9 protein-coding genes, 1 tRNA gene and 1 pseudogene are annotated in these 15,276 nt (G+C 44.0%); 5 read left to right on the top strand and 6 right to left on the bottom strand.

What is annotated here, in order from left to right; translation table 11 throughout:
• Positions 1 to 992: PepSY1/2 domain-containing protein (locus tag QVO88_RS06050; protein WP_288177822.1), on the bottom strand; the 992-nt coding region annotated here is incomplete at its 3' end.
• A gap of 339 nt (positions 993 to 1,331) precedes the next feature.
• Between QVO88_RS06050 and QVO88_RS06045 the strand changes: the two genes are divergently transcribed.
• On the top strand, positions 1,332 to 3,872 hold the full coding sequence (locus tag QVO88_RS06045; RefSeq protein ID WP_022287609.1) for a GH25 family lysozyme: 2,541 nt from the start codon (positions 1,332 to 1,334) through the stop codon (positions 3,870 to 3,872).
• A 314-nt stretch (positions 3,873 to 4,186) separates the two neighbouring features.
• On the opposite strand, the gene QVO88_RS06040 is transcribed toward QVO88_RS06045, so the two are convergent.
• The 3 genes from QVO88_RS06040 to QVO88_RS06030 form a co-directional block, all read right to left on the bottom strand.
• The gene (locus QVO88_RS06040) at positions 4,187 to 4,843 is read right to left on the bottom strand and encodes an HD domain-containing protein (RefSeq protein ID WP_022287608.1); all 657 of its coding nucleotides are present in this window, start codon (positions 4,841 to 4,843) and stop codon (positions 4,187 to 4,189) included.
• Between the two features lie 345 nt (positions 4,844 to 5,188).
• Positions 5,189 to 6,142 carry a GTP-binding protein gene (locus QVO88_RS06035; protein ID WP_022287607.1) on the bottom strand — a complete coding sequence of 318 codons (954 nt, stop codon included), beginning with the start codon at positions 6,140 to 6,142 and terminating at the stop codon, positions 5,189 to 5,191.
• 205 nt (positions 6,143 to 6,347) lie between these two features.
• A tRNA-Arg gene (locus tag QVO88_RS06030) sits at positions 6,348 to 6,424 on the bottom strand.
• 357 nt (positions 6,425 to 6,781) lie between these two features.
• On the opposite strand from QVO88_RS06030, the gene nrdD reads away from it, so the two are divergent.
• Both nrdD and nrdG read left to right on the top strand, forming a co-directional pair.
• The gene (gene nrdD, locus QVO88_RS06025; protein WP_022287606.1) at positions 6,782 to 8,956 is read left to right on the top strand and encodes an anaerobic ribonucleoside-triphosphate reductase; all 2,175 of its coding nucleotides are present in this window, start codon (positions 6,782 to 6,784) and stop codon (positions 8,954 to 8,956) included.
• Between the two features lie 256 nt (positions 8,957 to 9,212).
• Positions 9,213 to 9,731, top strand: a complete 519-nt coding sequence (gene nrdG / locus QVO88_RS06020) for an anaerobic ribonucleoside-triphosphate reductase activating protein (protein WP_022287605.1) — start codon at positions 9,213 to 9,215, stop codon at positions 9,729 to 9,731.
• Between the two features lie 108 nt (positions 9,732 to 9,839).
• On the opposite strand, the gene QVO88_RS06015 is transcribed toward nrdG, so the two are convergent.
• A complete protein-coding gene (locus tag QVO88_RS06015; RefSeq protein WP_022287604.1) occupies positions 9,840 to 12,413 on the bottom strand; it encodes a cation-translocating P-type ATPase in 2,574 nt (857 codons plus the stop codon).
• A 486-nt stretch (positions 12,414 to 12,899) separates the two neighbouring features.
• Between QVO88_RS06015 and QVO88_RS06010 the strand changes: the two genes are divergently transcribed.
• Both QVO88_RS06010 and QVO88_RS06005 read left to right on the top strand, forming a co-directional pair.
• Positions 12,900 to 14,285, top strand: coding sequence for an MATE family efflux transporter (locus tag QVO88_RS06010; RefSeq protein ID WP_022287603.1), 1,386 nt, complete (start codon positions 12,900 to 12,902; stop codon positions 14,283 to 14,285).
• A gap of 55 nt (positions 14,286 to 14,340) precedes the next feature.
• The gene (locus QVO88_RS06005; RefSeq protein ID WP_022287602.1) at positions 14,341 to 14,838 is read left to right on the top strand and encodes a hypothetical protein; all 498 of its coding nucleotides are present in this window, start codon (positions 14,341 to 14,343) and stop codon (positions 14,836 to 14,838) included.
• Between the two features lie 107 nt (positions 14,839 to 14,945).
• On the opposite strand, the pseudogene QVO88_RS06000 reads toward QVO88_RS06005, so the two are convergent.
• Positions 14,946 to 15,276 (bottom strand): annotated as a pseudogene (locus tag QVO88_RS06000) (hypothetical protein); the annotation flags it as partial.

Raw genomic sequence — 15,276 nt, 5'->3', positions numbered from 1 at the left:
CACACGTCAAGGTCGTTGTAGGCGAAATTCACTGTGAGAACGTTGTCGATATTCTCATAGTAGGTGGTTTTCATGGACAGTATGCCGAGGTCATCGAGAAAATCCTCTGCTGCCTTTACTCCCTGCTCGTTTGTAAGCTCTGTGCTTTCGCTGATACGGCTTTTGAGGAAATATGAGATATATCCACCCTGCTTTGTCACCTCGCAAGCCACCGTCTTATCCTCGTTTGAAAATCTCCAGCATGGCATTTTGCCCTCTACCTCTGAGATATCTGTGAACACTGTGGAGTTCATGTTAAGCCCCAGGGAACAGCGTTCAAGGGCTTTGGTCTGTGAAACGTTCTCTGCCTCAGATGTCATGCGTGGGGTACGCTCCATGATATTGTCTGAGAATGGGCCGTCATAAATAAGGCTTGGATAGCTTTCAAAGCTTCCCTCAAAGTCTGAGAAGCCCTCTGTCACTGTGGGCGGATCGCTCTGCTGTGAGCCTGTTTGGGTGAGTGCTATCTCACCGCTGTTCACTGAGCTTTCAAGCTCCCACATATCCTCGGAAAGTTCTTTGGAAAAGTCATAGAGCGAGGATATGTTCTCATACTCCTCGTCTGTTATCTCCTCGCCGTTCATGAGCCTCTCGCTCACTGCCATGGAGTAGTTTCCTACCTGTGAGAGAAATTTGTAGGTGTTTTCAAGCTGCAGCTCTTCTATGGGAAGCTGTGACAGAGCCGCCTTTGCCGAGGACGCTTCTCTGTAAAGCTTCACCGCAAGTGACTGGTGCATTTTCCCTGAGCCTGCATAAAGTTCCTTTTCAAGAGTGTCGCTCACGTTCTCTACTGCGTCGCACAGGTCGCCCATGGCTCTTGAATAGGTGTAGCTCACACTACGCAACGCCCTTTTTTCGCTGCTCATAAGTTGTATATTTCTCACCGCAAGCACACCCACGACAGCCACTGTGAAAGACACTATCCTAACTGCGTTTCGCTTTGATATATCCATTTTTTATGCTCTCCTTTTCTTTTTTCTCCATTATTATGCCAGCTAAAATGCTGATTATTCTCATTAACTGTGCCTTGCAGTGCCATTTAAGGCATATCATGATACACAAAATTTCTTTCCTAATCTTGTGTATCATGAACATCTTTACTTACTTATTATTACATAAATCTCAAAATAAGTGTAATGATTTAACTTTAAAATTACTGAATTGTATTTATTTGTATAAATGCGAATTTGACAACGTGCTGAAAAAGGGCTATAATAAAGGGTGTGTAAAAATTATCGTGTAAAATGGCAGAAAAAATGTTAGCTCTGCCTACAATTCTACGGGAGGAAATTATGAAACTTATTCCAAAGCTGACTGGCGTGGTTTTGTCAGCGGCAATAATGGCTCAGTCTGTTCCATTCGTGTATGCGGCAGAGAAAAGCATTGCGTCAAGTGAGCTTTCAAATGATATCCAGATATCAAAGCCTGAATATGCTACAGGCAATATGGAGGCTGATGGTCTTTTAGAGCCTGTCACTGAGGACGACCCTGAGTATCATAAATATCTTGAAAACAACGACCCATACGGCATTATGACAATGTCTGCTCTGTGGGGGGCTGACAGCCTTACTCATCAAAACAGATTCAGCGGTGTTTCAAAGGTCTATGGCATTGACGTTTCCTATTATCAGGGCAACATAGATTGGAAAAAGGTCAAAAACAGCGGTGTGGAATTTGTTATCATAAGAGTAGGCTACCGTGGCTATGGCAGTGCAGGAACGCTTGTGGAAGACCCTAAGTTCAAGACCTATCTTGACGGAGCTACCAAAGCAGGGCTTAAAGTTGGCGTATACTTCTACACGCAGGCGATAACCACAGCCGAGGCTAAGGCAGAGGCTAAGTTCGTTCTTGACAGGATAAAGGGATATTCTCTGCAAATGCCTGTTTATTACGATATCGAGTCTGTTGACTATGACACTGGCAGACTTGACAGCGCAGGGCTTTCAAAGGCTCAAAAGACCGCTCTTTGCACAGCTTTTTGCGACACTATCATAAAGTCGGGCTACAGCGCAGGTGTTTATGCAAACTACACATGGCTAAACTACTACATTGACGGAGCAGGACTTGGCAAGAAATATCCTATATGGCTGGCTCACTACACAAGCAACACCAATTATGACCAACGCATGGATATGTGGCAATATTCAGGAAGCGGTACTGTTTCAGGCATTTCAGCCTACACTGACGTGAACGTATGGTATTCGGGCAAGCTTCCACTTTATGTGTCCGACCTTATCTCAGTGACAAACACCTCCACCTCCAACAAATTTGCCTGGAACGGCGCTCCTGACGCAACAGGATATGAGGTATATCAGGGAACAAGCCCTAGCGACCCTCACAAGAAAAAAATAGGGGATACAAAGGATACATATTTTACAAACTCCAATAAGTCCACAGGCACTATGTACAAATACATGGTGAGAGCCTACAGTGACGCTTCAGGCAAGCGTGTTTACGGGGATTACTCTGATGTTTTCACCACCTGCACTCTTCCTGCGAACATCTCAAAGATATCCGCTTCTGCAAGGGGAACTTCTGTCACCATTAGCTGGGACAAAGTTTCAAAGGCGACCGACTACATCGTGGAGCATAATGTGAACGGTGCATGGAAGCAGGTCGGCACAACTTCAAGCCTTTCATACAAGGTGAACGGTATCACACAGAACGGCGTTAATAAGTTCAGGGTAAAGGCAAGAAGAAATTACAGTGGCGTATACTACAATGGTGGCTACACATATGTAAACGCTGAGGTCACTGACATACCAAGTACAGTAACAGGCATAAGAAGCACTTCAAACACTTCTACATCAAACACCATAACATGGAACGCTTCCAAAAAAGCGGAAGGCTATGAGATCTATCAGTGGATAGGTACTAACGACAGCTACAAGCTCATAGGCACGACCACGTCCACAAAGTTCACAAACTCAAAGAAAAGCTCAGGCACGATGTACAGATACAAGGTAAGGGCATTCAACATTGTTGACGGACAGCGTATCGAGGGTGCATATTCCTCTGAGCTTACCACCTGCACTCTTCCTGCAAACGTATCATTCTCCCTTTGCTCCACTGACGTTGATTCCATAACACTCAACTGGAACAAGGTATCAAAGGCTACAGGCTATCAGGTAGAGATGTACACAAACGGAACATGGAAAACTCTCTCCACCCTTTCTGGAACGAGCTACACTGCAAGCGATCTTTCACAGAAAACAGCTTATCGTTTCAGAGTGAGAGCCATAAGAAATTATAACTACATAAACTACTACGGTGACTACACTGAAAAGGACATCACCATTCGTCCTGCAAACACACCAAAGGGGCTTTCCTCATCAGTGAACACATCAAGTTCTAATACTATCACATGGGAAAGCGTGAATGGAGTATCTGGCTACAGCGTTTATCAGTGGGTAGGAACGTCAGACAGCTACAAAAAGCTCGGCGACACTGCTTATCCATACTACACCAACTCAGGCAAGTCATCAGGCACTATGTACACGTACAGAGTAAAGGCATATTATGTAAGCGACAATGTTATGCAATACAGCAAGCCTGCACAACTTGTCACCTGCACACTTCCTGCAAACGTCACTGTCAAAACGGCAAAGCGTTCGGGAAGCAACATCTCACTTGCATGGAACAAGGTATCAAAAGCCACAGGTTATGAGATATATGTTAAGTCAGGAAGCAGTTGGAAGAAGCTCACCACAACATCAGGCAAAAGCTACACTGCAAAAAATCTGTCAGGCACTAAAACATTCAGAATAAGGGCATACAGAAAATACAATGGTGTGAACTATTATGGTGCTTATACTGAAAAGACGGTTAAATAGTCACTCGCCGTGACGGGCATTTTACGCCATACATTGTGATATGATACAAATTTGCACCGCTGAATAAAAATGAGGGGCGACCTTAGGTCGTCCCTTTTTTTCACAATTTTCAATATCCGCACAACATTATTGTAGGGGCTGGCGCCCTTGACAGCCCGTCCCCTCGACGTTTCGTCTGCAATCTCATTTGTATTATCCGCACAATGTTGCTCTACACAAATTCTGGATAATCCAAACCATATCGCCCCGAGTGGGACGTCGTATTTCTGCAAAGCAGAAATTGCGCCGCTCCCCTACATAGTTTGTGCGTTAAATCACAATACTTTGCTTCCATTTGCTGTAAGCTTGAACTTTGCTCCCAGAACACCTGCCGCACCTCTGCACATAAGCATACGCTGCAGGAAAATGTCAAAATAGTCATACATGGTGCAGATACTTTCGTCTATCTGCAAATTAAGGGATATGACCTTTTTATCAGCATTTATCTTTAAGCTCGCTTCTGTTACCGCATAGTTCACCCTGTCATGGATATCAAAAGAGGACTTATCCTTATTTGACACACGATTTCTTCGCACGTCTGTTTTATCACCTATTATCACTGCGGCTGACACCGGGTCTGTTGCGCCCCCTGTTGATTCGTCATGGCTTCCAATGCAGGAAACTATCGTCACCCTATCTTCCAATGGCATATCAGTGTCTTTGAGAATATCGTTTGCAAGTATTGCACCATACTCTGCATGGTGTGTACGATTGACAGCGTTGCCGATATCGTGCATATACCCTGCTATCTTTGCAAGCTCTATGGTATGCTCATCATAGCCGAACTCTTTAAGTATTGCGGCGGCTCTGTCTGCCACAAGAGTGGTATGCACCTCTGAATGGTCTGTAAAACCCAGAGATGTAAGATTTATCCCTGCCCTTTTTATAAATGCTTTTATTTCCTTGTTTTTTCTTATCTCTTTGTATGTCATTGATTTCTCCTGTTGGTTTATGATTATATTTATCTACGCAAGGCTTTTTACGTCCACATAATGTATTGTAGGGGCGAACAGTGTTCGCCCGCATTTGCTCGCCTGCATGAATTTGCGATTATACAAACCATGTCGCTCTCCGAACGGGACGTCGTATTTCTGCAAAGCAGAAATTGCGCCGCTCCCCTACAGTCACTCGCCGTGACGGGCATTTTACGCCATACATTGCAGCATGAGATACACTTGCACCGATCTTTAAAATGTGTAATTATAACCTGCAATTATCATATCACTATCCAAGCTTATATACAATACATTCCGCATTTATTTTACAATATTTTGACACTATACAGGCACAAAATAACCGTCAATATGCTCTTTGTCAAGCCCCTCGCCAATGACGATAAACACCGCCTGACCTCGCTCTATAGGCTTAACAGTGATGTTCTTGTGGGTGGCGTTAAGCTCAAGCCACTTGCCCTCAGCGTTTTGCATAAAGCCTTTTACACGGAATATCCTTCCGCACTTGCTGTCGCTCATAAGCCTGCTCACAGCATCTTCCATAGCATTGTCAGGAAGCTTCATATTCATAAAATACAAAGAGGTATAAGCTTTATCTTGGTCGAACCACAGCTTTTCGTGGGAATCAGGCTCATACCCACTGTTGGCTATCCTTTCCATATCCTCATCTGTAAGCTCCGACCAATCTTTCATTATTATCTCAGGCTTTGTCATTCTGTGGCAATGGAACTTTTTCTGCACAGCTTCAAGGTGTTTTAGAGTATCCTCAAGCTCCTGTTTTGTGGCTTCCTGACATCTGCTCATGAGAACTATGCCTGCTTCCGAAAGCTGAGAAGCAAGAAGATAATCAGAAGCTTCCGACAAGTTGGTATCAAGGCAGGCATCTGCAATAGTTATAACGCTTCCTATCTCATACCAATTATCAAGAGGTTCTTCTCTGAGCACGTCAAAGAACTCGTCAGCTTCATAGATACCTGACGGCTCCACAATGACCCTGTCAAGACCACGCATACCCATAGCGATAAGCTTAGTCTTAAAACGCCGTCTGTGGCAATCCTTATCAGCCGCCGAGACCATTTCAAGGTCGCAATTCTCGTCCAAAAGCTCCTGCAAAATAAGCATATCCACATTCACTGCACCGAAATCATTCTCCAACACGCCAATTTTACAGCCCTTATCCAAAAGATAACGGGCATATTTTTTTATAAAAGTAGTCTTCCCTGCTCCGAGAAACCCCGTCACAAGGTCTACCTTGGTTTTCTTTTTCTCTGTGTTCATAGTTAATGCCTCCTAATGGTCATATTATACCACATTGACAGTGCTTTGGCAATGACAGAAATAAAAAAACGCCTTACACTAAGTAAAGCGTATTTTGTACAGGGACTCGCCCTACATTACAAAGTTGGCAGCAAAGCTTATTGAGCGGTGCAAAGCTTGGCAACAAAAAACGCACCCTGCAAGCCCGCAAAGTGCGTAAATACGCTGGTGCGCCAGAAGGGACTCGAACCCCCGACCTACTGGTTCGTAGCCAGTCACTCTATCCAGCTGAGCTACTGGCGCATTCAACTCTAATATTATATCATATGCAAGCACCCTTGTCAACAAGTTAATTGAATTTCTCCACTTATTTTACAGAATGTTCACATCGTTTCTTGTAGCTTCACACCTTTATCCACCCTTTAAATGCCATTATTTTTCACACTTTTTGTAAATCAAGTGTTTGTAATCATTTGTAATACTTTTTCGGCAAACTGCTCTGTTTTTAACCGGAATTTTTGTAGATTATTTATCATTCTATGCCCTTGACTTATATTCTGATTGTGGTATAATAGTAAATGTTCAATATTATGTTGTAATAAAAGAAGTCAACCACAATATATAGTGGTTGAGCAGGATAGAATGAAAGGAAGAGTATAGGTGAAGATAATAAAAAGAAGCGGCGCTGAGAATACGTTCGATAAGGAAAAGATAGAAAATGCCGTTGCAAAAGCTAATATCACTGTGGAGGAAAAGGATAGGCTCTCTGAGGGAGAAATAGGAGAGATAGCACAGAATATAGAGGACAAATGCTCTGAAATGAATAGGGCTATGGACGTTGAAACTATTCAGGACTGGGTGGAAGCCGATATCATGCGCCACGGCAAGTATACAGTGGCAAAGCATTATATCACTTACCGCTATGAGCGTTCTATCGTCAGACAGGCTAATACTACTGACAAGCAGATACTTTCTCTTCTTAACTTCGAGAACGAGGAAGTCAAGCAGGAAAATTCCAATAAAAATCCTACTGTCAATTCAGTTCAGAGGGATTATATGGCAGGTGAAGTGAGCAAGGATATCACAAGAAGATTTTTGCTTCCTGACGATATAGTCGAAGCTCACGAAAAAGGTCTGATACATTTCCACGACGCTGATTATTTCGCTCAGCATATGCACAACTGCTGTCTTGTAAATCTTGAGGATATGCTCCAGAACGGCACTGTCATAAGCGAGGTCATGATAGAAAAGCCACACAGCTTCTCTACAGCCTGCAATATCGCTACACAATCTATCGCTCAGATAGCTTCTTCACAGTATGGCGGACAGAGTATCACACTTTCCCACCTTGCTCCGTTCGTTCAGATATCCCGTGATAAATACCGCCGTGAGGTAAAAAAAGAGTTCGCAGAGCTTAATATCCCTGCCGACGAGGATACTATAAATAAGGTAGCCGAAATGAGAGTAAAGGCTGAGATAGTTCAGGGCGTTCAGATGATACAGTATCAGGTCATCACTCTTATGACAACAAATGGTCAAGCACCTTTCGTTACTGTTTTCATGTACCTTGACGAGGTGCCGGAGGGGCAGACAAGAGATGACCTTGCGGCTATCATAGAGGAAATGCTCAGACAGCGTATCCAAGGCGTAAAGAACGAAAAGGGCGTCTATATAACACCTGCGTTCCCGAAACTCATATATGTCCTTGAAGAGGATAACATAAGAGAGGGCTCAAAATACTGGGAGCTTACAAAGCTTGCTGCAAAGTGTACCGCAAAGAGAATGGTTCCTGACTATATAAGCGAAAAGAAAATGAAGGAGCTTAAGGTAGACAAGAATGGCAATGGTCAGTGCTACCCTTGCATGGGCTGCAGAAGCTTCCTTACAACATATCTTGATGAAAACGGCAAGCCTAAATATTATGGCAGATTCAATCAGGGCGTTGTTACAATAAACCTTGTGGACGTTGCCTGCTCGTCATATAAGGATATGGATAAGTTCTGGAAGATATTTGATGAAAGACTTGAGCTTTGCAGACGTGCGCTTATGCTCCGTCACGAAAGACTTAAAGGCACTCCGTCAGACGTTGCGCCTATCCTTTGGCAGAACGGTGCATTGGCAAGACTTAAAAAGGGCGAAACAATCGACAAGCTCCTGTTCGGCGGATATTCCACCATATCACTTGGCTATGCAGGTCTTTGCGAATGCGTAAGATACATGACGGGCAAGTCACACACAGACCCTTCAGCAACGCCTTTTGCACTTGAAGTTATGCAGCACCTTAATGACGCCTGCGCAAAGTGGAGAGCAGAAACAAACATAGATTTCAGCCTTTACGGCACGCCATTGGAGTCCACAACATACAAATTTGCAAGATGTTTGCAGAAGCGTTTTGGTGTTATCGAGGGTGTAACAGACAGAAACTACATCACAAACAGCTATCATATCCATGTTACCGAGAACATCGACGCATTTGACAAGCTCACCTTTGAGTCACAGTTCCAGGCTCTCTCACCAGGAGGAGCTATCAGCTATGTGGAAGTGCCAAATATGCAGAACAACATAGAGGCTGTTCTTGCAGTTATGCAGCATATTTACGACAACATCATGTATGCAGAGCTTAACACAAAGAGCGACTACTGTCAGAAGTGCGGTTTTGACGGTGAGATAAAGATAGTAGAAGATGACGGCAAGCTTGTATGGGAGTGTCCGAACTGCGGCAACAGAGATCAGAACACTCTGAACGTTGCAAGGCGCACCTGCGGCTACATCGGCACGCAGTTCTGGAATCAGGGCAGGACTCAGGAGATAAAGGAAAGAGTTTTGCATTTGTGATTTCTTTGAAAACCCATGTAAAATTACAATTCGATTTTCAAAAAAAGTGAACATTATAGCCGTTAAAACTCAAAAGTTTAAAAATCAAAACTCGTCAAAAAAATGAACATTATAGCAAGGAAAACTCAAAAACTCAAAACTGCAAAATCCGAAAATAATGAACATTATTATTGACATAAAACAGCAAACAGCATATAACTATCGGGGCAATACAAAATCGTATTGCCCTGCGTTGTATGTATGAAAGGAGCGGAAAATGAATTATTGTGAGATAAAGAAAACCGATATCGCCAATGGCTCAGGAGTGAGGGTCACGCTGTTCGTATCAGGCTGCAGACACCACTGCAAGGGCTGTTTTCAGCCTGACACTTGGAACTTTGACTACGGCAAGCCTTTCACAGATACCACCGCAGACGAGATACTTAACGCCCTCTCAAGGGGCTATATAAAAGGACTTACGCTCCTTGGTGGCGAGCCTATGGAGCCTGAGAACCAGCCTGAGCTTACAAAACTCCTCCGCCGTGTGAAAACCGAACTTCCCGACAAGGACGTGTGGTGCTACACAGGCTGTACCCTTGAAACTGACCTGCTTGCAGGCTCAAAGTCCCCATACAGAACGCAGTACACAGACGAAATGCTGAGCCTTATCGATTACCTCGTTGACGGCGAGTTCGTCCTTGAAAAGAAAAACATCTCCCTGAAATTCAGAGGATCTGAAAATCAGAGGATACTTCATAAAGAGGACGGCATTTGGCTGCCTTGCGAAGATATGTAAAACAAAACCGCTCCCCGTGTTATCACGAAGAGCGGTTTTTTTATACAAATTGTAGGGGGACGGCGTCCTAGACGTCCCATTTATTGACCATGTGTCATGCTCTTGACCTTACTTTTCAGACTTTGTAAAGAATATCGCCTTTATAAGCTGGATAACGAGCATAGAGCCAAAGCTTAGAATGTATATCCATGCAAACTGCATACCTGTCATGTCTGCTATCTTGAAAAGTCCCTTGAGTTGTGGAACGAGCAGAACGGAGTTTAAAAATACCATTCCAAGACCGAACGCCATAAGACCGAACTTGTTGTTGAAAAAGTCCTTTGAGAATATAACAGGACCTTTTTTCTTGCACGAGAATCCGTGGAACAATCTTGCAGAGCAAAGCACTGCGAATGCCATCGTCATACCAAGAGCTGCGCTTGTCTTGTTTCCCATAAGGAAAGCCAAAGCTACTGCTATCGCTATAACTACGCCATACAATGCGATCTCGCCCAGGAAAGGACGTGTGAGGATAGATTCGTTTGCGTTTCTTGGCTTGCGTTTCATGACCTCTTCGGAGTGAGGTTCAAGACCCAAACCGATAGCAGGAAGCGAGTCTGTAAGCAGATTAATAAACAGCAAATGTATTGCCGCAAACGGAACAGGAAGTCCAAGCAGTGAGTTGAAAAGCACCACAAGAATTGCCGCAAAGTTGCCCGAAAGCAGGAAGAGTATAGCCTTTTTAATGTTCTCGTAAATGTTTCTGCCGTTTCTTATCGCCTTGACTATAGTTGCAAAGTTATCGTCTGCAAGCACCATTGAGGCAGCGTCCTTTGAAACCTCAGTTCCTGTGATGCCCATTGCAACGCCCACATCAGCCTGCTTTAACGCAGGTGCGTCGTTCACACCGTCGCCTGTCATGGAAACTATACAGCCGTTTGCCTGCCAAGCCTTTACGATCCTTATTTTATGCTCAGGTGTAACACGAGCGTAAACAGCCTTGTCCTTTACAAAGTCAACAAGCTCTTCGTCTGAATAAGCGTCAAGCTCGTGACCCTCGACAGCCTTTGAGTTGTCGTCAAGAATACCTATCTCACGGGCAATAGCCGAAGCCGTAACGATATGGTCGCCTGTTATCATGACTGGCTTTATGCCTGCCTTGCGGCATTCGGCAACAGCCGCCTTTGATTCCTCTCTCGGAGGATCCATCATAGCAATAAGACCGACAAACTCCAATCCATCCTCGTCCTCTGGACATACGGTATCCTTGTCGAATTTTTTCTCTGCAAATGCAAGTATACGCAGACCTTTTTCCGAAAGCTCTGCCACACGCTGGGTTATAACAGCCTTTTCCTCGTCGCTTGAAGTTATCCTGTTTATAAGAACGTCAGCCGCACCCTTTACATATAGCACCTTTTCGCCGTCGATAACGTGCAGAGTTGACATAAGCTTTCTGTCTGAATCAAATGGTATCTCAGAAATTCTAGGGAGATCTTCCCTCACCTTGTCAGTGTCGATACCAAGCTTTGTGCCAAAATTGATAAGAGCCGTTTCAGTAGGGTCGCCTATCTCAACACCGTCCTTACAGCTTGAATCGTTGCAAAGGATCATGGCTCTTGTCATAGTCTTGACCTTTTCATCATCAAGATCAACAGCGTCAGTGTCGATTATCCTGCCGTCTACCATTATTTTTCTGACTGTCATCTTGTTCTGAGTAAGAGTACCGGTCTTGTCAGAGCATATTACAGAAACGCTGCCCAAGCCCTCAACAGCTTGAAGCTTTCTTATGATAGCGTTTTCCTTTGACATTTTCTGTGTGCCGAAAGAAAGCACAATAGTAACGATAGAGCTGAGAGCCTCAGGAATAGCCGCAACAGCAAGTGCGATAGCGAACATGAACGAATCCATAAGCTGGCCGCCACGAAGCATACTAAGTCCGAACACTACTGCACAGACAATAAGTATAGCAATGGAAAGCTTTTTGCCGAACTCGTCAAGCGTGTTCTGGAGAGGCGTTTTTCTCTCTGATGCGTTTTGGATAAGTGAGGCTATCTTGCCCACCTCAGTGTCCATACCAACCTCAGTGACAAGCATTTTTCCTCTGCCGTATGTGACAAAAGAACCTGAATAAACCATATTTGCACGCTCAGCCAAAGGCTTTTCGCCCTCTATATCGCTCATATCCTTGTCGATATTAACGCTCTCGCCTGTGAGCGCAGACTCGTTCACCTGAACAGACGCGCATTCTATCAGCCTGCCGTCTGCACATATCTGGTCGCCTGCTTCGATAAGAAGAATGTCGCCCACTGCGATCTCCTCAGAGGGGATAATTACCTTTTCGCCGTTTCGCAACGCCTTAGCCGTCGGTGCAGAAAGCTTTTTAAGGTTCGTCAGTGACTTTTCAGCCTTGACGGTCTGAACTGTACCCAAAATAGCGTTCATTGTGATAACAACGAGAATTACTGCACAGCTCTCAACATCTTTCATGAAAGCTGAAACTATCGCAGCAATAATGAGTATAAGCACAAGAAAGTCCTTATACTGCTCTAAAAATATCATTGGAATGGATTTTTTCTTGCCCTCCGTGATAACATTTCGTCCGAACTTTTCACAGTTTTTCACTGCCTGTTCGGTTGAAAGACCATTTTCACCTGATGAAAACTCAGTGTAAAGCTGGTCAAGTTTTTTCTGATACTGCTTCATAAAATACCACCTTTTTTATTTTTTCCTGTAGTCGCTGCCGATATACCCTTCAAAGCCTCCTTTTCTCATAGGCTCAGTAAAATAAACGCATAAAAAATCGGCAAGACGTTTATTGGGTAAACTGCGCCTGTGGCAATTTAATCAATAAAAGTCTCGCCGTTTAGATATGCAGCGGTCCCTCATCGGAACGTATTGACGCAAACATAAACGGATCTCTCCGCCAGCTACTCTCTTTTACTATGAGGTTATTATAACCTATATTTTTGATTTTGTCAATAGTTTTTTATATATTTTATTGTACATTTGCAACGCTTCATATCATCAAAAAAGTGAGTCTTTGAAGCCTGACTTTTGTATAAAAAGTCCTTGGACATATGAAAAAATGTATGGTATAATAATTATAACAATGAGCAGCGACAGCGTAAGTCCGATTGTATTCGGACTTGTGCTGTTTTTTTATGCGCAAAAAACGGGAGGTAATGAAATATGAGCGAAGAAGCTCTGAAAGAAAACAAGATGGGCGTTATGCCCATGCCGAAACTCATGCTGAGCATGGGTCTGCCTATGATAATTTCAATGATAGTTCAGGCTTTTTACAATATCGTTGACAGCTATTTCGTAAGCAGGATAACAGATGATACAGTTGAGCACATAGGCGAATATGCCGTAAACGCCCTAACCCTTGCATACCCTGTCCAGCTTTTGATAATCGCTGTAGGCGTAGGCACAGGCGTTGGAATAAATGCCTTGCTCTCCAGAAGCCTTGGAGAAAAGAATTTTGAGCGTGCAGGCAAAATAGCAGGCAACGCCATTTTCATAGGTCTTTGCACCTACATCGTGTTCATGCTGTTCGGATTTTTCGGCACTGACGCATTTTTGAAAACACAGACCCATGATAGTCTTGCTCTAAAGCTTGGGGGCGAATATCTAGGCATATGCTGTGTGTTGTCATTCGGTGCAGTAGGTTCAATGATATTTGAAAAGCTTTTGCAGGCGACAGGCAAAACTATCCATTCCACCATTGCTCAGCTTGTAGGCGCAATAGCCAACATCGTCCTTGACCCTGTTTTGATTTTCGGGCTTGGCCCTTTCCCAGAGCTTGGAGTAAAAGGTGCCGCATATGCCACTGTCATCGGTCAGGTACTCACAATGGTCATAGGCGGCGTGCTTCATTTTGTGTGCAACAAAGAGATACCAAGCGGCATGAGGTATTTTATACCCCAGCGCAAAATGATAACAAACATTTATAGAATAGGCGTTCCTGCCATAATAATACAGGCTCTTATGTCCGTCATGACCTACGGTCTTAATGTCATACTCAACAGGATAGGTCAATCCGCCGTAACAGCCTATGGTATCTATTATAAAATACAGCAGTTCGTATTCTTTGCGTCATTCGGCATGAACAATACTATCATTCCGGTTGTATCATACAACTACGGCAAAGGGGACAAAACAAGAGTTCGTTCAGGCATAAAATACGGTATGCTCTACACGTTGGGACTCATGCTCCTTGGCATTATAGGCTTGCAGCTTTTTGCTTCTCAGATATGCCATGTATTCTCACTGTCAGCAGATACGGAGATATTCGCCACCTACGCCATAAGGATAATCACTTTAGGCTATCTTTTTGCAGGTGCAAACATAGCCTATCAGGGAATTTTTCAGGCGCTCGACCATGGCATAGCTTCCCTTGTGCTTTCCCTTATCAGACTTTTAGTTATCCCTCTCCCCGCGGCTTATCTTCTCACCCTTACCTCCTCAGCAGGCAAGATAGTATGGGCAGCCGTTCCGTTCGGCGAGCTTGTAGGCACTGTCGCCGCCATTGTGATAATGGGCAGGATAAAACGTGAGATAAAGCTCAAAGACTAAAACACTGCCCTTGATTATTATTCCAAAAGGTGCTATAATAGCATTGGTGATAATAATGAAAAGGAAAATACTTGTAGGTCTGCTTACCGCCGTTATCTTTTTGGCTTGCGCCCTTGTGATAAATATAACTCCAAAGGTGGAGAAAGGTTCAGTTGTGCTGACCTGTGACGGAAGCAAATATGAGCTTCCCGGCACTGAAAAGACACGATACTGCAACGGCAAGAGAGAGAGCCTTTCCGCTGACGAAAGCTTTGACACTCTGCTCTCCTCTGTACCGTCATTTAATATAAAGGCAGATGTAGATAAGGACGGCAATGTTACCCTTAAAACCCCTATGTCCGTAGAAGTCACAGGGGACAGGCTCGGTGATGTGCTTTACACTGTCTACAGCTATGACGGAAAGGTGCTTGCCAAGGAGTCCAAAAAGCTGGAGCTTCCAAAAGAGGATATTGACGGCTGTCTTGTGAAAATAAAAATTACATGGGGCAAGAAAGACACAAGCTATCTTGAAGAAGATTACTGGTTTGCCGCAATGTACAATACCGAAAGATAAACATAACATCAAAATGTTGGGGCGACCTCTGGTCGCTCACTTTCTTTCTGTAAACTTTCAGACAACAAAACGTCGGACGAATTTGAAAACGTCCGACGTTTTGTTTTTTAACATATTTGAAATCCTATTATGCCCACCATACAAATAACGCTGCCGATAAATCTCAGCTTTGTGATAGGCTCTTTTCTTATGAGCGCTATAACAAACAGCGAACACAGTATCATAGGCTGGATAAATGACGCACTCGCAAGGCTCACCGCAATAACAGCGTTCTCCGCAAGCAGACCTGCCACATTCGGTATCTTTGTAAGCACAACCACCCATGCGCCCTTTTGATTTTTCTTGAATATCTCCAAAGGCTTCGCCCTTGGCAGAAGTATGATAGCCATAAGTATAAGCGCAAAGAACAGCGCCATGGTCGAGGATATGTAATTCTCC

Origin of the sequence: Ruminococcus sp. CAG:57, from assembly GCF_000435935.1 — a bacterium.
Lineage (GTDB): Bacteria > Bacillota > Clostridia > Oscillospirales > Ruminococcaceae > Hominimerdicola > Hominimerdicola aceti.
Note: the sequence above shows the minus strand (reverse complement) of the source record. Positions and strands in the feature narration are given on the sequence as shown.